The sequence below is a fragment of the Methyloprofundus sp. genome (genome assembly GCF_965251085.1).
In the GTDB taxonomy this organism is placed as follows: Bacteria; Pseudomonadota; Gammaproteobacteria; order Methylococcales; family Methylomonadaceae; genus Methyloprofundus.
In genome coordinates this window covers 2,158,520-2,177,157 of record NZ_OZ252594.1, presented here as the reverse complement: position 1 = coordinate 2,177,157, position 18,638 = coordinate 2,158,520, and the positions used below count along the sequence as shown (strand labels likewise).

Annotated in this window: 17 protein-coding genes; 7 read left to right on the top strand and 10 right to left on the bottom strand. The window is 42.1% G+C overall.

The window, feature by feature from the left end:
• Positions 1–22: 22 nt before the first annotated feature.
• Genes tnpC through tnpA form a run of 3 tightly spaced genes read right to left on the bottom strand, consistent with a single transcriptional unit; the run spans position 23 to position 2,383 of the window.
• Positions 23–1,657 carry an IS66 family transposase gene (gene tnpC / locus ACQY3F_RS10030; RefSeq protein ID WP_428352934.1) on the bottom strand — a complete coding sequence of 545 codons (1,635 nt, stop codon included), beginning with the start codon at positions 1,655–1,657 and terminating at the stop codon, positions 23–25.
• A gap of 46 nt (positions 1,658–1,703) precedes the next feature.
• Positions 1,704–2,069, bottom strand: a complete 366-nt coding sequence (gene tnpB, locus ACQY3F_RS10025; RefSeq protein ID WP_428353150.1) for an IS66 family insertion sequence element accessory protein TnpB — start codon at positions 2,067–2,069, stop codon at positions 1,704–1,706.
• On the bottom strand, positions 2,066–2,383 hold the full coding sequence (gene tnpA, locus ACQY3F_RS10020) for an IS66 family insertion sequence element accessory protein TnpA (protein WP_428352923.1): 318 nt from the start codon (positions 2,381–2,383) through the stop codon (positions 2,066–2,068). Before tnpA ends, tnpB begins: the two co-directional genes overlap by 4 nt.
• 67 nt (positions 2,384–2,450) lie before the next feature.
• On the opposite strand from tnpA, the gene ACQY3F_RS10015 reads away from it, so the two are divergent.
• Positions 2,451–3,386, top strand: a complete 936-nt coding sequence (locus tag ACQY3F_RS10015) for a DUF2235 domain-containing protein (RefSeq protein WP_428357656.1) — start codon at positions 2,451–2,453, stop codon at positions 3,384–3,386.
• Between the two features lie 585 nt (positions 3,387–3,971).
• On the opposite strand, the gene ACQY3F_RS10010 is transcribed toward ACQY3F_RS10015, so the two are convergent.
• The 5 genes from ACQY3F_RS10010 to ACQY3F_RS09990 form a co-directional block, all read right to left on the bottom strand.
• Positions 3,972–6,116 (bottom strand): AMP-binding protein, encoded by a 2,145-nt coding sequence (locus tag ACQY3F_RS10010; protein ID WP_428354714.1) that lies wholly within the window; start codon positions 6,114–6,116, stop codon positions 3,972–3,974.
• Positions 6,117–6,189: 73 nt separating this feature from the next.
• A complete protein-coding gene (locus ACQY3F_RS10005) occupies positions 6,190–7,173 on the bottom strand; it encodes a COX15/CtaA family protein (protein ID WP_428357654.1) in 984 nt (327 codons plus the stop codon).
• 5 nt (positions 7,174–7,178) lie between these two features.
• The gene (locus ACQY3F_RS10000) at positions 7,179–8,102 is read right to left on the bottom strand and encodes a YgfZ/GcvT domain-containing protein (RefSeq protein WP_428354713.1); all 924 of its coding nucleotides are present in this window, start codon (positions 8,100–8,102) and stop codon (positions 7,179–7,181) included.
• A 351-nt stretch (positions 8,103–8,453) separates the two neighbouring features.
• Positions 8,454–8,726, bottom strand: coding sequence for a hypothetical protein (locus ACQY3F_RS09995; RefSeq protein ID WP_428354712.1), 273 nt, complete (start codon positions 8,724–8,726; stop codon positions 8,454–8,456).
• Between the two features lie 545 nt (positions 8,727–9,271).
• Positions 9,272–9,850 (bottom strand): beta-class carbonic anhydrase, encoded by a 579-nt coding sequence (locus ACQY3F_RS09990; protein WP_428354711.1) that lies wholly within the window; start codon positions 9,848–9,850, stop codon positions 9,272–9,274.
• 299 nt (positions 9,851–10,149) lie between these two features.
• On the opposite strand from ACQY3F_RS09990, the gene ACQY3F_RS09985 reads away from it, so the two are divergent.
• The 3 genes from ACQY3F_RS09985 (at position 10,150) to aqpZ (ending at position 13,550) form a co-directional block, all read left to right on the top strand.
• A complete protein-coding gene (locus ACQY3F_RS09985; RefSeq protein WP_428352972.1) occupies positions 10,150–11,511 on the top strand; it encodes an IS1380 family transposase in 1,362 nt (453 codons plus the stop codon).
• Between the two features lie 273 nt (positions 11,512–11,784).
• On the top strand, positions 11,785–12,669 hold the full coding sequence (locus ACQY3F_RS09980) for a LysR family transcriptional regulator (protein WP_428354710.1): 885 nt from the start codon (positions 11,785–11,787) through the stop codon (positions 12,667–12,669).
• Between the two features lie 188 nt (positions 12,670–12,857).
• Complete coding sequence (aqpZ, locus tag ACQY3F_RS09975) at positions 12,858–13,550, top strand: aquaporin Z (RefSeq protein WP_428354708.1); 693 nt, start codon at positions 12,858–12,860, stop codon at positions 13,548–13,550.
• A gap of 470 nt (positions 13,551–14,020) precedes the next feature.
• Here aqpZ and ACQY3F_RS09970 read toward each other — a convergent pair whose 3' ends face one another.
• Together ACQY3F_RS09970 and ACQY3F_RS09965 are read right to left on the bottom strand one after the other, a co-directional pair.
• Positions 14,021–14,878: a glycosyltransferase family 2 protein gene (locus ACQY3F_RS09970; RefSeq protein ID WP_428354707.1), complete on the bottom strand. Its 858-nt coding sequence runs from the start codon at positions 14,876–14,878 to the stop codon at positions 14,021–14,023.
• Between the two features lie 117 nt (positions 14,879–14,995).
• Positions 14,996–15,412, bottom strand: a complete 417-nt coding sequence (locus ACQY3F_RS09965; RefSeq protein WP_428354706.1) for a hypothetical protein — start codon at positions 15,410–15,412, stop codon at positions 14,996–14,998.
• A 189-nt stretch (positions 15,413–15,601) separates the two neighbouring features.
• On the opposite strand from ACQY3F_RS09965, the gene dusA reads away from it, so the two are divergent.
• The 3 genes from dusA (at position 15,602) to hemH (ending at position 18,351) form a co-directional block, all read left to right on the top strand.
• A complete protein-coding gene (dusA, locus tag ACQY3F_RS09960) occupies positions 15,602–16,615 on the top strand; it encodes a tRNA dihydrouridine(20/20a) synthase DusA (protein WP_428354705.1) in 1,014 nt (337 codons plus the stop codon).
• A gap of 203 nt (positions 16,616–16,818) precedes the next feature.
• On the top strand, positions 16,819–17,361 hold the full coding sequence (gene folE, locus ACQY3F_RS09955) for a GTP cyclohydrolase I FolE (RefSeq protein ID WP_428354704.1): 543 nt from the start codon (positions 16,819–16,821) through the stop codon (positions 17,359–17,361).
• Between the two features lie 15 nt (positions 17,362–17,376).
• Positions 17,377–18,351, top strand: coding sequence for a ferrochelatase (gene hemH, locus ACQY3F_RS09950; protein WP_428354703.1), 975 nt, complete (start codon positions 17,377–17,379; stop codon positions 18,349–18,351).
• Positions 18,352–18,638 lie beyond the last annotated feature (287 nt).

Below are 18,638 nucleotides of genomic sequence, written 5' to 3'. Positions count from 1 at the left end.
CTCAACGAAGCACGTACTTGCCCTATTCAGGCGTATCTGATTTTTTAATATTCCAGGGCAACAAAGCCTCCACTTTATCAACCGTATCAGCATAAGGTAAAGCAGTGAGAACCTGCTTAAGATATGCATAAGGCTCCAGCCCATTTGCTTTAGCTGTTTCTATCAGGCTGTAATGTATTGCACTGGCACGAGCACCCGCAGGGGTATCAGAAAATAACCAGGCTTTGCGCCCTATCACAAACGGGCGAATCGCATTTTCTGCCAGGATGTTGCTAATATTGAGTTCACCATGGGTGCAATACACATTGAGTTTTTCCCACTGGTTACTCAGGTAAGTCATTGCCTTTCCTGTCAGGCTATCTTTAGGTACTTTATGCTGGTTTTCTTCCAGATAGGCTTTGAGCTGGTTCAATACAGGAATGCTCTTCTCCTGGCGCTGCTGATATTTTTCATCCACTGACAGGTCTTTAATTTCTCGCTCAATGACATACAGTTTATTGATCAGGCTCAGCGCTTTACCTGCTTTTGAGGGTTTGTTATTTTGTCCCTTTTTGCGTTTAGGCTGTGCATTCTGGGCATCTTTAAAATAACGACGCGCATGATCCCAGCACCCCAGCTGGGTGATGCTGTTTTTTTGGCACACGGCATTGTACCCCGCATAGCCATCGGTTTGCAGATAGCCACTAAAGCCGTCAAGCAGGCGCATGGGGACGTCTCCACTACGAGAGGGATCGTATTCAAACAGGATGCTTTTTTCACCCGGTGGCCCGCCAAGCGTCACCCACATATATTTATCTGAGGTCGCTGGCCGCCCCGGTTCTTTTAATACCTGAACCCGCGTTTCATCAGCGAGTATGACTGCCCCTGTGTGTTGATGCTCTCGCATCAGGTTAATCAGGGGCTGAAGTTGTTTAGCCAGTGCGATCATCCAGTTTGCTAATGTCGCTCTGGAGATGTCACCCCCATAACGAGACAAGATGCCTTCTTGCCGATATAAAGGTAAGCCGTCAGCATACTTGGCGATAATAACAAAGCACATTAAACTGATGCTTCCCATTGCTCTGGCAATAGGGTGTCTGGGCATTTGTGCGGCTTTAACCTGGCGTTGTTTTTCGCCTTCAATCTGTTTGATAAAGACCGCTTTTTCCTGCATGTATTCAAGAACACGTACTTTAGCAGGAATAATATCCAGCTCTTCTTTCACTTTAGTAAAGAAAGTATCAATAGCACCTTCTTTTTCTTCATCGGTTAAATAAATAAAAATTTGCTCGCGAGGTAACTTATCTGAGAAGGGTTTGCGTCCCGGCTTTTTCTTGGTGCCAGTAGAACTTGTTTGTTTTTCGTCCTCAGGTGCTTCATCAGCCTCCAGGTCTAGCTCCTCATCGCTATCCGCTTCATTCTCTGCTTCATCAAACAAAGAGGATTGATGAGATTGTTCACTGGATGATCCAAAGCGTTTTATTTTAGATAAGCGTAGTACCTCTTCCAGAATAAGGATGCGTTTTTTCTGTTCGGAAATCACCCCAGACTTAACTTCAATCACACGCGTCAGTTCATCAATAGCCTGTTTTTTTTCAAGCAACAAAGCAACACTCTCCGACAGCAAAGAACCGGCTTTATCTTGTTGTTTTATATTTGAAATATCGGCTAAAATCATGGCTTTATTATAGCATTTATAGTGGCAATAATGAACACAAAAACAGCTAAAAAACAGACTCATATTGAAGTTTTTTATGACCTTTCATCGCGCTAATATCAAAGCCATCCAGCAGCCAGTTTAACGGCTGGCCTGTTAAGGTTAATGTCTCTTCCTCACCCTTAGGCCACTTAAATGTTTCTTCTACCAATGACTTGTAATAAAGGACAAAACCATTATCTTCCCAAAACAGGCATTTAATCTTATTCCGCCGTTTATTCGTAAAGGCATAGAGAGCCCCCTCAAAAGGATTATGCCCTAACTCACATTCAACAATCGCCGATAAGCCCCGATGTGACTTACGAAAATCAATGGGCTGCCGATACAGATACACTTCTGTCAAAGACAGAGAGGGACGCATAACAACCGTCATCGCAACAGCTCAAGCAGTGGTTGAATACACGGCATAGTATCCTGCGTAATACCTTCCAACCGAATACCATCATTAAATTGCAAAGATAATCCTGGGACTGGCGCAGATGAACGATCCCCGTCAACCCGAATACGTGTAAACCCTGTAGGGGAAGTAGTCGGCTTTACAGTCGATTTACGTTTCCAGTAGCCTAACTTTTGCGGACATAAATCATGCTGTCGACAATAAGCTACCTGTGATTGGCCTGATGCCTGCCAGTGCTCTATGTGAATAGGCCAGAAAGTCTTTGCCTGTATTTTTTCTAACGCTGCCATTTAAAATTCCCCGTGGTATTTAACAATGGGGATAGTTTGGCATTAATCTGAGTTGCCGTGAAGTACGCTGACTATTGAGCGCTTACACTTAATCATTGGCTGTGACGGGACCTGGAATGATACTGATGAAACAGCATTAACCAACGTCCCTAGGCTATTACAAGCTTGTTCGTCGAAAAAACAACGTATCCATTATGAAGAAGGGGTTGGAACGGCTTATCTGGAAACATTGATCGGAGGTGTTTATGGCAAAGGTCTGGAGCGGCAAATTCTTGGCGCTTATCGTTTCTTACGTAAACGTTTTGCTGATAAGGATTGGGAAAAAGATGCCAATAAAGTGTTTATTTTTGGTTTTAGTCGAGGAGCCTATGCTGCACGCCGCTTGGCGGGTCTAATAGCCCAGTGTGGCATTCCGTCAAAATCCCGTGATGTGGATATCGCCTGGCAGCTTTATTTAAGGCGTGATGCACGAAGTATTAGAGAGTTAAAGAGAGCAGGGCGTTTATTTGATATTTCGGTGGAAATGGTGGGTGTCTGGGACTCGGTAAAAACGACTACGGATGAAGATTTCAATGATAATAAGTTACCTGATTGCGTGCTTAAAGGATATCACGCAATAGCGATTGATGAAAAACGCAAGTTTTTCCCGGTTTTGAAATGGCATGCCGAGTCGCGCGTCACTCAAACATGGTTCCCTGGTGTACACTCTGATGTTGGGGGAGGTTATGAAGATTCCGGTTTGGCTGATATTACTTTGAAATGGATGATTGACCGAGCGTATGAGCACGGTGTAAAGTTCAAAGCGAAAGCAGTGGGCAAACTCAATCACGACCCTTGTGCCAAAATGCATGAGTCACATACGGGTATCTGGAAAAAATTTGGTGTTAAAGTACGTGCAATTAATAAAACGGCCCAGGTACAGAGTGTCACTCAGGAACGGGTACAAAAATTAGCGGACTATGATCCCGGAAATTTACCCGAAAACCCGAATTATGTCGCTTAAGCACTATCGACCTATCAGCAATACATTGCGCAAAAAGCTGACAGCAATTACCCCAGAAAAATCAGTTGCTCACGTTTTCTAGTACAAGCTCTTGATTCCACCGCACTTGCAAAAAAACATCAGCTTAACCTACGGGTGAAGCTAAAATTTTTTGAAAGCGTTGTATTAAAAAATAAGTAACTACTCAGCGTATCTGATAGCTACGAAATTAGATTGTATATTTCCAGTCAGGCACCAGAGAAGCAGGTATTTGATAAAAAATACTCTGATGGAACAAGCGTTTTTGTAGGATGGGCAAAGGAGGTACGACGTGCCCATCATGTTTTCGTTGATGGGCACGGATGAAGCCCTTTGCCCATCCTTGTGTTTATTTTGCTGTAACTACTCAGCTTGTCTGAGTAGTAAAAAAGCGTTAGCTTTTTCCGCAACAACAATAGCTGAATCTATTGCACTCCACCCGATTTTTTGAACACCAACGATGCTAAAAACACATCTAGGATGTGAATACCACGTTCTTAGAGCGTGTATATTTAATTAATTCAATATCTTGCACTATAAATTCGCGCTCAACTTATTTTTCTAGGATTAATTAAAATAATTCTGAGCTAATTCAGTCGCTTCTATATAGTTAATTTTTCCGGTTGCCAGCACGGGAACCTGCTCAACAGTGATAAATTTTTTCGGTAAATTAATACTGGATACATTTTTGGCCAGTGCATGAAGTTCTTTGCTATTGGCATTTTCCTGCGTGCTTATAAGGACTAATTGCTCGCCTTTTTTCTCATCAGGAATAAACACGACAACATGCTGCGCATCGGGCCATATCTCATTGATCAGCTGTTCGGTCGCCGTTAAGGAAACCATTTCACCAGCAATTTTCGCAAAGCGTTTACTGCGTCCACGGATGGAAACATAGCGCTCATTATCTACATGCACTATATCACCCGTATCATACCAGCCCTTTCCATAGATGGAACTGGGTGGTACGAGCACTCCGGGATTATCATCTAGCAGATAACCCTGCATGATATTTTCGCCATAAAGATGCAGTTTTCCGCCATTTTCAATGCCGGGAATGGTTTCCAACTTGTATTGCATACCAGGCATTAAACGGCCAACCGTACCTGCTTTATAAAACATTGGAGTATTAACCGCGGCAACTGGGCTGGTTTCAGTCGCGCCATAACCTTCTAATACACGGATACCAAATTTATCAGCCCATAATTTTCGGGTATTTTCATGCAGCTTTTCAGCGCCTGCAACTACATAGCGGATATTGTAAAAGTCATAGGGATGTGCTTTTTTTCCGTAAGCGGCTAGAAAGGTGTTGGTGCCAAAGATAATGGTGGAACTGGTTTCATATGCCATTTCGGGAATAATGCTGTAATGTAATGGCGATGGGTAAAAGAAAGTGGTCATGCCAGTCATAATGGGTAACATGGTGCCCACTGTGAAACCAAAAGAATGAAACATGGGGAGAAAATTTAATACCGTATCCTGGGCATTAAAAGTAATACGTGCAGCAACCTGTTTATGATTTGCCAGGATATTTTTATGCGATAGGACGACGCCTTTAGGAGTGCCTTCCGAACCCGAGGTAAATAACACAACAGCAGGGCTATCCGGACTGGGTTCTTTACCGGGGTACCATAAGTGAGCAGTTTTAGCCTGCAATAAGGCACTGAGCTTATTGAAAGTGCTGATATTTTTAGCTAAATCTTCCAGGTAAACAAGATTGATGTTTTCAGATAAGGTTTGCGCATCTTCAGCAAACTTACCCAATTCAATAAAGCGGTGGGAAGTTAATACTGTTTTAATTTTAGCAGTATGACAGGCAGAGAGCATACCTGCTGCACCCGTCGAATAATTCAACATGGCGGGTACGCGCTGATGAATTTGTAAACCCATGACTACATTGAATGTTTTGCTGCTATTAGGTAGGTAGACTCCTACGTTTTCACCTTTTTCAGTGATTTTTGTCAGCGCGTTACCGATCGCCAGAGAACGTGTGATTAAGGTTTCATAAGATAAAGGAACTCGATCCAGGTCTTCTGCAACAGTGTGTTTGCGCCCATGAATGGATTTTGCTTCCAGCATTGCAGAAAATAAGCTTTGTCTAAATAGACTAGTGCTAAACATCATATCGCTCATGATGTCTGTTAGAACCAAACCACTAGCATGGCGTCTATTTCTTCCGCGTAAATCTTTGTCTACTATAATTTTCGTAGGCGGGAGAATGTGCAAGGTTATTTTAGGGAAAAAACGTAAGCGGACTATATTACGTAAGCGTGAAAAATGAGTGTATTGTGCCCCTTCTATACGGATAGGCAGAATGGTCGCTCCGGATTTATCTGCGACCATTCCGGTACCATCGTATATCTTCATCATTGAGCCGGTAACGGTAATTCTACCCTCGGGAAAAATGACAGTTTTACTGGGTTTTTGTAAATAATGGATCAGGTTTTTTAAGGAAATCGGGTGTGTCGGATCCATCGGGAAAACTTGGGACAAACTGAGAAACGGTTTTAACCACCAGCGCTCGGCAATATGGCTATTGATAGCAAAAGTAATATTATCTGGCAAGAAAACCCCGAGTAATAAGGGGTCAAGAAAAGAGCTGTGATTGGCAATAATCAGTACGCGATCACCCGCCTGTTTATAATTCTCTAGCCCTTTTACTTCAACTTTAAAAAGAAAAGTCAGTAGCCATCTTAAAAATATTTTTAGCATCAGAGTCTCGGTATATAGAACAGATGAAGCGGATTGTGTTCACCTGTCGCTTGTTGTGTAGGGTCTAGTGAATTTAAGAGCTAACTACGGGAGTCATTTCTTTAGCTGCATAATTGATACAGATAAAGATAAAAAACTGCACGCCAAAAATTAAGGTTGCCAATAATAAATGGATAGGCTGCGCAACAGCCGGCATACCTAGTCGATCTAAAGACATACCTGCAAGAATAGCACATATGATGAGCCCGACAAGTACCGCGCCGAGGCGAAATAACAAACTATTTTTATCGACCGACTGATATACCTTCCAGACTAACCATAAATTGGTGAACAATATAACGGCTGAAAATGACCGGTGTATGTAAAAAATTAGGGGGAAACTATCCCGCCAATATTCCCGATCTATATAATTATGATGTGTGGCAATTAAATCTACTGCTTCTCTAACCTGTGTGCCCATGCCCACTTGTAATAAAGTAAAACCCATGGCGATGATCAGCACAGCTTTGAATTTAGCGGGTAATGCTGAAATATCTATTTGACGTAATAAATCATTCTGCGATCGGGCAATAGCGTAAATCAATAAGGCAACAATAAACAGTGCGAGCAGCATATGCGCAGTGATCATCAAAGGGTGCAAGTGTGTTTTTACGACCACAGAACCTAGCCATCCCTGAAAGCCTACGAGTAAAAAACAGGCTAATGATAAATAAAAGACTGCTTTATCTGTTTTCAGGTAGGCGCGAGATGACCATAAGGTCAGAAAAATTAAAAAGCCAATAGTGACACCTGTAAGACGGTTAAGATATTCAGTCCAGGTTTTGATGACATTAAAATCAGTATTGGCATAACCGACGGCATAGATCTCATGATAATTACTCGGCAGTTCGGCTTCGCTAGTGGGTGGAATCAGTTGTCCAAAACAGGTAGGCCAGTCCGGACAGCCCATGCCCGCACCCGAAGCGCGGACTATGCCGCCTACCAGAATTACAAAGTAGACTGCGAAAATTGTTAGCGTACCTAAGCGTCTAAAATATCTTGCGGTTTCGGGACTCATTTGCATTAATTGTGGCTAGGGTTTAGCGTGATTTTATCGTGGTTTTGGTTTTTTAGCTGAAGATTTTCAGTCTCCATTGCCTGGTCTTTCAGCACCACAAGTAACTGAGTACTTATGTCATTTGTAGCGGCTAAAACCACAGTGCCCATGACTGCTTCTTGATTGTCGGTAACAATGCAGCCCGGAGCGATATCACTGCTTACTGAACAATGAGCCTGGTACATGGCGCGTTTATTCTTGCCTAAATAATGCGTACGGGCAACGATTTCCTGGCCGGTATAGCAGCCCTTTTCAAAACTGATTGCATTCAGCTTGTGCAGGTTCAACATTTGCGGAACAAATTCTTCACTGGTTTGTGAGTACAACCAGGGAATGCCAGCCTGTATATCCAGTTCGAGCCAGGCATATCCATTAACCCGGTGTATAGGTTGTTGCTGTGTTAGTTCGCCCCAGAATAAGCGCGACTCATCAGGGGAAGCGATAAACAGAAAGCCGTCATTTAGTTGCGGATAAGGGTATAAATTTTCTTGAGGACTTAAGTCAATATTAGCGATACCGGTAAGACATAATTCATCGCTTAGGTCAGCTAACTGTACGTCAGAACGCAGCACATACATTTGCAGTTTTTTTCTAACTGTGTCGATTAAATCATGAGTAAGAATAAGCAGAAATGACTCTTTTTGGCGAATAATAATAAAGCTACTGATAGTCCGACCTTTGGCATTGCAATAAGCACCCAAAGAAGGTTGAGAATCAACTAATGCTTTAATGTCACAAGTGGTTTGTCCCTGTAAAAAATTTTCTGCATCAATACCTGAAACTGATAAAACCGCTAAATGAGTGAGAGGGGCTAATACTGCTTGTTTGCCGGGTGGTGTGTGGGCTAATAAGTTTTGTGTTTCCAGGTAGGCTATCCAGTCAGCGTGCATAATGTGTCGTTATAAGTATTATTTATAGGATTCTAATATTAGGATCTATATTATAACGGGATATACTTTTTAATGCCGCGAATTACGGGCAGAGTGACGCATAAATGAACGGCCTAACAGGAAAAGAAGCATTAGCTTTTTGTTGTGACAGCAATAGCTGAGAGCTTGTATGGCTGAAACTACTAAGGAACGCGCAGGGAATAAGTTGAGCATCTGGCGCAGGATTTTTATTCGTATTCAAGACGTAGAAACAGGCGCATAGCCAGCTACGTAACAGTTTCTACAACGCAGAAGACGGATAAAAAGACAAGCCAGTTGCTTAAGTTATTTCGTGCGCGTTTCTAAGTAAGCTTAACTTCTAAAGATTTTGAACCATACCCAGGTAGAACAAATTGAAACAAGCACCACGTAGGCATAGTTCGCAGTTAACATGAGTAGGGTATTGCTGGGGTCATGTTGTAAGGTATCTTTTAAACCCGGGGTAATAAAAAAGGTCCAGAGCAGGGCAGGTATAAAAAAAGTTAGAAATCCAGTTAACCCCATATGCACAGCGTTTTTATCCGAATCTAATCCAGATTTAAAAAATAGGACAGTGATAATAATGGCAGCGAGTGTACCGGGCATTGCAGTCTCCAATTTATTGATTTGCTATGCATCATAGTCCTTAGAGCTGTTACTGTCTATATGGGGCACAAAGTGGGTTGAAATGATTTGGGTAAGAGTATGCTAAGTACTGATGCATAATTATATTAACATTTGTGTTAAGGTTTTGCGTAGATGGGTAGAGCGTCTTTTTGCGAAACCCATCATTTTACATGGGATTGATGAGTGTCGCTACGCGCTCTTGCGAGTCACTGCGCACCTAAAAGACCGATGAAACGATCTACCCATCTACAGAAATGTTAAATTAATTCATTACATATACTTACCTGATTACCCATGACTCTCAGCCATTCTCCGTCATTCCTGCAAGCTTTTAGCAGGAATCTCATGGGTTTAGTACAGATTCCCGATAAAGCTTGTGCCCACGCTTGACTGGGTAGACTTCGGGAATGACGAGGTTTTTAACATGCTGATGTTTCAAGCTTTATTCTACTATGGCTGAGAGTTGTACATAATCAATTTCATCTATGTTATTTGATGCATCATTTAAGCAAAGCTACGAAAATTTAGCTGCACTTTCCTGCGTTTGTAGCTTCAGGCACTTCAACTAGCGAGCCTGTTTTAACATCATAAATATAACCATAAACTGGAATATCAGTAGGAACCAGCGGATGATTTCTTATACGTGTAACATCATCAAGAACACTTTGTGTTTGTTCTTCAATAGTAAGCCAGTCTATATAATTCGCTTCGTTTGAGCCATTGCCCTCACAACAATCATGCCAGCCAGTTTCATCGACAGAGGCTGTTTTTAAGCTAGTGGAAAGTAATTCGCGCATAATGGTATCGGTAAAGGTTTCCATGCCACAATCTGTATGATGGATTACAAACCATTCTCGCGTACCGAGTAGCTTATAAGAAATAACCAGAGAACGAATGGCATCGTCACTTGCTCTACCGCCTGCATTTCGAATAACATGGGCATCGCCCTCAGCAAGCCCTGCATACTTTGCTGGATCCAGGCGTGCATCCATACAGGTTAGTATGGCGAATTGACGAGCGGGTGGCATTGCAAGGTCAGCTTTATCAAAGTTCGCTGTATATTGACGGTTAGCCAGGAGTACTTCATTTAAAATTTTAGTCATTATTTCACCTTTTAGCTGAGTGAATAAAAAAAACGCCAAATTATAAAAAGTTTGAGCTAGTTTTCTTATCTATATATGATTAATTCAAAAGAATTAAGAAACTGTGCTACAAACTGAGCATATAATTAAGCGTTTTGTTATCTCCGGAACAAATTTTATCGCCAGAGGGTGATTTTGTATAGATAGCAGCAAGTTTATGCTACCTAAATCCTGCAAGCATTATACATAATAATCCACAAAACTCCTTATTAAACAATGATATAATATCATTTTCCTGATTTCACTATCTCATTGTTTTAATGAAGCCCTCTAAAGTATCAAAATCCTCATCTCACGTAAGAAACCGTACCCGAACGGTAAAAATGACATCTACAGCACATGGATTGACAAGCCAGGCGGGACTGATTCCCGTCGTGAAATATTTAGACAGGATAGGTTTTGAAAAAACCGTAAAACAAAGCGTTCCACATCGGCGGGGTGAAAATGCAGACCATCACTTATCTGATGTGGTTCTATTGACGTTGGTTGGCATGATGGGGGGAGCAACATCAATGGCAAAGGTGACGACCGTATGGGCAGATAGCGTACTGCGCAAAGTAGCTGGCTGGATAAAGATTCCTGTTGAAACCACAATTTTACGGATCTTTAAAGAAGTAAGTGATAGGCAGATAAGCCAGTTTGAAACGCTCACGCATACTTTGCGTGGTCAACACTGGCGGCGATTGCTTCGTTCCGGAAAATCGAAAACTGGCATACAATCCGTCCAGTGGGTCGATGTCGATTCAACTGTGGACACCGTTTGTGGTCGACAAGAAGGAAGTGCCAAAGGCTTCAACCCCAAAAAGAAAGGTGCCCGTTCATACCATCCACAACTCGCTTTTCTAGCGGAAACAAAAGAAATTTTACAAGCCTGGTTCCGGACAGGCAATGCCTTTACAAGCAATGGTGTTGTAGAATTTACCAAACAGTTACTTGCACACTTGCCCAATCGGATGCGCATTATTTTTCGCGGTGACAGTGGTTATTTTGTCGGTGATTTGCTTGAATTTCTCGATACCAGAGGGCATGGGTATCTAATAAAGGTTAAACTTAAGAATTTGAACGCATTGCTGGCCAAACAGGCCTGGACAGCCATACAAGGCCGACCCGGTTGGGAGCAGAGCGAGTTTCAATATCGTTGTGGTGGCTGGTCTCGCTCTCGTCAGTTTGTCGCGGTCAGGATAAAGCAACCTAAACAAGTGACAGGACCTCAGTCCGAGCTTTGGGATACGGCAGAATATGACTATTTTTGTTATGTAACAACTGAACCTCTATCGCCTTGGCAAACACATAAGAAGTATGGTGAACGAGCGACGTGCGAAACATGGATTGAAGAAGCAAAATCACAAATGGGTTTAGGTAAAATCAGAACGAATCAATTTCTGGCTAATGCCGCATTATTTCATTGCGCCGTTCTTGCCTACAATACCGTGCGCTGGATGGCTCAATTGAGTGGCAACAAAACGTTGTGCCAATGGGAGCCGGATACACTTCGTACTTATCTGATTCGGGTGGCTGGAAAATTACTCACAGGCAATAATCAGCTGAGAGTCAGAACACCTGCAGATCCGCTCTATCCACAGGAATGGGATGATTGGGTTAAGGTGGGGTTACTCGCTTAACATTAACCGAAGTTAAGTCACTTTGATTAAAAGGTCATGGCACGTTGGCAGGGTGTTTATTGCCTTGGGCTCGGGGGATATCCATACGATACAAAAAATTTCCTCTATTTATGATTTAAATCTGGATATTTTGATCGGTTGGACAAAGAGGGCTGGCAAAGCGGCAGTAAAAACCTAATAACCACTTAGCTAGACAGGTTAATGAGAGTCAAAATATGGGCTTGCAGGATTTAGGTGCTATATAAACCTAGGGTTTACAGTGGTGAGTAAATTATGGATAAGTTAAAAAACATGCAGGTGTTCTGCCGTGTTGTTGAGCTGGGTACGTTTGCCGCAGTCGCCCGGGAAATGCAGGTATCACCCATGATGGTTAGCAAGTATATGCGTAGCTTAGAGAGTTCTCTAAGCATTACCTTAATCAATCGTAAGACGCAAAAATTACATGTCACTGAACTAGGTCAGGCCTATTATCAGCAGTGTAAGCAGATTCTGGGCGATTTGAATGATTTGGAAAGCTCAATTACCCAATCGGGAAAGATGGTGAAAGGGGTGCTAAAAATTAGTGCACCCATTGATTTTGGTAGCATCTATATGTTGCCGGTTATCAATGCCTACCAAAAGAAGTATCCCGATGTGAATGTTTTAATGAGTCTGGATAATGCGTTTGTTAACCTGCGTTCCGGGAAATCTGACATTGCTATCGTGGTGACTGACAAGCTGGATCAGGGGGTGGTTGCGCGGAAAATAGCTCAGACATCTTTATGTACCTACGCCTCGCCCGGTTATCTTCAGCAATATGGAACGCCCGAATCTATTGAGGATTTAGCTGAGCATAAATGCCTGCATTACTTAGACACTCCGCATGCCGATGCCTGGATTTTTAATAAAGCAAAAGAGCGCGTTGAATTTCGGCCCAAATGGACGTTTGCTTCAAATAATGGCGGTGCTTTGTGTCAAGCCGCTTCTTTAGGTATGGGAGTGATACGTTCGCCGGCCTTATCAGTAAGAGGCTTTGTACAATCAGGTGAATTAGTCGAAATACTAGAAGATTTTAAATTGTCTAGTTTGTCTGTTTATGCCACTTATTTACAACGTAATTACTATCCAGCCAAAATAACTACTTTTATAGATTTTCTGGTCGATGCATTTGCAGGATAAGGATTATCCTAGGATTATGCATAGTATTTAAAAACAGCTCAGCTGCCACGTCACTTGATTTAGTGTTTGAGTTTTATTGTATTTTCATTAAGTTCTGCTAGATTCATATTAACCCGTTGTGGATTCTCATCGAGAGTAGTCTATATTTGGCGGTGGGACATTAAAATAAATCTTTGGAGAATAAAAGCATGAAAAAGTATGTAGCAGAATTTATTGGTACCTTTTGGTTGGTGCTGGGCGGTTGCGGAAGTGCAGTGTTAGCAGCTGGATTTCCCGAATTGGGTATAGGCTTTCTCGGGGTTGCCTTGGCATTTGGTTTAACCGTGTTAACCATGGCTTTTGCAATCGGCCACATTTCTGGTTGTCATTTAAATCCGGCTATTTCAATTGGACTTTGGGCCGGTGGACGTTTTCCTGCCAATCAATTAATCCAATATATAATTGCTCAAGTCTTAGGCGCTATAGTTGCGGGTGGTGTACTTTATCTAATTGCTACTGGTCAACCAGGTTTTGATATAGGTAGTTTTGCGGCTAATGGTTATGGTGAGCATTCACCAGGCGGTTATTCTTTGTTTGCAGCCTTGTTAACTGAAATAGTGATGACCATGATGTTTTTATTCGTCATTATGGGGGCTACTGATGAGCGTGCCCCGGCGGGTTTAGCGCCAATAGCCATCGGTTTCTGTCTTACTTTAATTCATTTAATAAGTATTCCTGTTACGAATACTGCTGTAAACCCGGCTCGTAGTACCGGTGTTGCTGTTTATGTCGGCGACTGGGCTATGGGGCAACTATGGTTATTCTGGGTAGCTCCTATTATAGGTGGGATTATAGGCGCGTTAATCTATCGTTACATAGGAAGTGCTGAAGAAGAAGCATAGGGTTTGTGAGTCTAACAAGTACCCTAAAGGTACCATGTGTAGCTTTAGGAGCGAGGATTTAATAATATCCGCAAGTATGATGCAGGATTTTGGCATTCCTGCGTAGGCAGGAACAAGTCAGACTCGGGTATTATTGAATTCTCGCTCCTTCAGGGTATGGCTAGATAAAGTAGTATCTTTTCAAACTAATTTTTGGGGCAACATTGCTGGCGGCCACTTTAAAATATGTAATGCCGCCAATAATAAAGTTACAGCAAAATAAACACGGTAGGATGGGCAAAGGGCTTCATACGTGCCCATCAACTAAAACATGATGGGCACGTCGTACCTCCTTTGCCCATCCTACAAACGCTTGTTCTATCATGATGTTTTTTATCAAATACCTGCTTCTCTTGTGCCTGGCTGGAAATATACAATCTAATTTTGTAACGACTCAGATACGCTAAGTAGTTACAAAATTTTTAGAGTCCTTAATCGTCTTCAGCATGCCGGTAATGTAATGCTGAGACCTGTTCTGACAGAAATCCCATTAGGAAAGTGATCACTGAGGTATTGAGTAATAGCGCACTCATATTGGTAAAGCGATGTAAGGTAATAAATGTATAGGCATAATAACCTATGCCAAGTAAAAACAGGCTAATACTGACGGGTAAGAACAAACGCATAGGTGAGAATAATGAGCCTATGCGCAGGATAATAATAAAGAAGCGCGTACCATCTCTAAATAATCGTATATGACTTTTTCCTTTGCGTTGACCTGCATGAATAGGGACGTAGGCTACTGGAAATCCAGAACGAAAAAATGCCATTGTACTGGTTGTCGGGTAGGAAAACCCATTCGGCATTAGGTAGAGAAATTTTTTAAATTTATTTGTTTTAACGGCGCGAAAACCTGATGTTAAATCGTCAATTTTATGTCCAGTCATCAACGTTGCGAAACGATTGTAAAAGGCATTGCCGAAACGTCTTAGTAAAGAAGCTTGAGATTTTACATTTCTTGCACCTACGACCATGTCATAGCCTTCGGCCATTTTTTCTAGAAACATAGGGATATCGACAGGGTTATGCTGGCCGTCACCATCCATAAAAATGGTAATTTCTCCGCTAGCATTTCTCGCTCCGGTTTTGATAGCTGCGCCGTTGCCCTGGCTATAGGGGTGGCTAATAACGGTTGCGCCAGCTAGCTCAGCTAATTCAGCGGTGTTATCGGTAGAGCCATCATTAATAACGAGTACTTCTGCATCAAGTTCCAGAGATTGAATGCTCTGTAGTACGGCAGTGATATTTTGTGCTTCGTTTTTTGCTGGAAGTACGATTGTGATTTTCATTAATTATTATTTTGGGCGAGGCAGCACCGTTGTGAGTAGCGCAAGGTTGTACGCAGAATGCTGAAACTAAGCCTTTAGAGCTATATTTTAGACATAAATCAGCAAAAGGGATGTGCGCTACCTAGGAACTAAGGGTTCTGGAGTCGGGCGAACAGGTTGTATTGGAGTATAAGGACGTAGGCTGCGTATTTCTTCAGAGTTACGCTCATATTGTAATGCTCGATCTTCATTTGCTCTGGCATTTAGATAGGCGGCATCCGCTTTTTCTTCTTGCGCTTGGATCAGGCGCTCTTTGTCGTTCGCTTCTTTTTGTTGTTGTCTTTTTGCGGCTTGTATGGCCAAATCTTTATCGAGTTTTTCGACAGCGGCTTTTTGTTCTTCCTGACTAATGTCTTTGGGTGGAATGAATTCCTTGCCACCTTGTTTGCAGGGGAATTGTTGATAACTTTTTATGCCATTTTCTTCGCATTCATAAATTGCTGCATGGACAGGTGAAATAGCAAGTACCAAGATGAGCCTAGCGATGATTTTCATGGTTTGTATTCTCTGTGTACAATAACGCAATGTTATTGGTTGTGAAAAGCAGTCATTAGTATTTGAACTGTGTTTTTGGCTTAATTATATGCCTATTAACTGTATAAAGTAATGATATTTGCTGAGCAGAATATTTCCCCTTTTTTTTCAATGTCTTGACTAATGCTTAGCCGTGGCAATCACGGGAATATGACTTTAAAATATAGCAACTCCAGTATGCAACACAAACCCTTTTTATTTTCAGCGCATAAACTCTGCGTAGCCCCTATGCTCGATTGGTCTGATCGGCATTGCCGCTATTTTCATCGTTTGCTATCTAGCCACACTGTTTTATATACCGAAATGGTTACCACGGGTGCCTTGTTATTTGGTGATGCGGAGCGACATCTTGGTTTTACACAACAGGAACATCCGCTAGCATTACAACTAGGAGGTAGTTCTGCACAAGACTTGTCTACCTGTAGCAAAATCGCACAGGACTATGGTTATGATGAAGTAAATTTAAATGTGGGTTGCCCCAGTGATCGGGTGCAAAATGGTCGATTTGGTGCTTGTCTAATGGCTCAACCTGACTTGGTGGCCGAGTGTGTTGCTGCTATGCAAGAAGCGGTGACTATCCCGGTTACGGTTAAGTCTCGAATAGGTATAGATGATCAAGATTCTTATGCAGAACTAGCCAATTTTATTGCTACTGTTGCGGCAGGAGGTTGTCGTCGTTTTATTATTCATGCGCGAAAAGCCTGGTTATCTGGACTTTCCCCTAAACAGAACAGGGAAGTCCCGCCATTACGTTACGATGTGGTACTGCAGATTAAACAGGACTTCCCTGAGCTGGAAATTATTATAAATGGCGGAATCACTAGTTTAGAGCAATCAATTGACTTATTACAGGGTATTGACGGAGTAATGATTGGCCGTGAGGCTTATCACAATCCTTATATTCTAGCTGAGGTAGATCATAGGATTTATCAGCAACCAAGTGAGCTTAAAACGCGTCATCAGGTGGTGGCAGAAATGTTGCCTTATATTCAACAACAATTGGAAGTAGGTGTGCGTTTGCATAGTATAACGCGACATATGCTGGGTTTGTTTCATGGTATTAAAGGCGCGCGGGCATGGCGCAGGCATTTAAGCGAGCAAGGACCTAAAGCCGGAGCAGATGAGAATGTTGTTTTGCAGGCATTAGAATTAGTACAACTATAATCCTAGAAAAATCAGTTGCTCACGTTTTCTAGCACAAGCTCTTGATTCCACCGCTCTTCCAAAAATGTCCGCTTAAGCTATGGGTGAAGGTAACATTTTTTGAAAGTATTATATTAATTCAATATCTTGCACTATAAATTCACGCTCAACTGATTTTCTAGGATGATGTATACTAACAGGCTAATTATTTTTAGAGGCAGATGATGGAAGAGTATTTCGGTAAGATTATTGAAGGAATTGGTGAAGATTTATCGCGTGAAGGTTTAGTTGATACCCCTATGCGAGCAGCTAAAGCCTTTAAATTTTTAAATAATGGTTATGAGAAAACGTTAGAAGAAGTTTTAAATGGCGCGATTTTTGAAGCCGATACTGAAGATATGGTGATCGTGAAAGATATAGAGCTGTATTCTTTATGTGAACATCATTTACTCCCCTTTGTTGGTAAATGTCATATTGCTTATTTGCCGGATGGACATGTATTAGGTCTTTCCAAACTGGCGAGAATCGTGGATATGTATGCTAGACGACTACAGATTCAGGAAAGGCTCACCAAGCAAATTGCGGATGCAGTTGAAATGGCTGTGAATGCTAAAGGTGTTGCCGTCGTTATCGAAGCGAAACATATGTGCATGATGATGCGCGGCGTTGAGAAGCAAAATTCAGTCATGACCACATCGGTAATGACAGGAATTTTCCGCAAAGAAAACAGTACCAGAGCTGAATTTTTAAGTTTAATTAGTCGCTAAACGGAAGGGTGGCGTGTGGTGAATAAAATAAGGACTATTTTAATTGTTAACCTGGGTTCCCCTAAGCAGTTAACGGTAAGATCTGTTAGGCGCTTTTTACGCCAGTTTTTGAGTGATCCGAGGGTGGTGAATTTGCCGCGCTTACTTTGGTGGTTTATTTTAAACTTTGTAGTCTTACCATTCAGGCCGCGCCAGTCAAAGAAGGCTTATGCAAAGGTGTGGACAGATCGAGGTTCGCCTCTTACTTATTTAACTCAGGACTTGACTGATAAAGTGGCTAAGCACTTTGCTCAAGATGAACAAGTGACTGTGCAAATGGCGATGAGTTATGGAGCGCCGTCTATCGCTACGCAAGTGCGAAAATTACAAAAAACTCAATGCGAGCAGATTACTATTTTGCCCTTGTATCCGCAATATTCATCAACGACTACAGCCAGTGTGTTTGACGCAGTAGCGACTGAACTAATGCAATGGCGGCATGTTCCGGAATTAAACTTTATTAGCGAATATCACCAGCACGCTTTGTATATTAAGGCTATTGCTGATTCAATACAGCAATCCTGGACTGAAGAAGGGCGCGGCGAGTTATTATTGATGTCATTTCACGGATTACCTGACCTACTGACTAAAAAAGGTGATCCTTATTATTATCAATGCCTTAAAACTGCCGAACTCATCGCAGCACAGTTAGAGTTGCAAGAACACGAGTGGCGCGTGGTATTTCAGTCACGATTTGGTAAGGCTAAATGGTTGCAACCTTATTGCATAGAAACCTTGATGGCGCTGCCTGAGGAAGGTTTTAAAAATGTTGATATCATCTGTCCGGGGTTTGCAATAGATTGCCTGGAAACCCTGGAGGAAATTAATATGGCTAATAAGGATATTTTTATGCAGGCGGGAGGGGAGCGCTATCAATATATCCCCGCTCTAAACGACTCTGATGCAAATGTTCAGTTGATGGTAGACTTGATTAATCATCGTGGGAGTTAATTAAAGAGTGTTGTTTTTCTGTAACGTAGGGTGCGTTTTACGCACCGTATTAATATTAGAGAGTGTTAAGAGAAGCGGTATAACACGGTTACCTTTTTAAAAGGGCTCAAAGAGGGGGGAGTAAAAAAGCTTTAGCTTTTTCCGCAACAGCAATAGCTGAAGCTATTGCACTCCACCCGATTTTTTGAACACCAACGATGCTAAAAACACCCTTCTAGCGTGTCATAAAACCATGTTCTTAGAGCGTGGATATTTAATTTTCTGCATCCGTGACCGCGCGAAATATA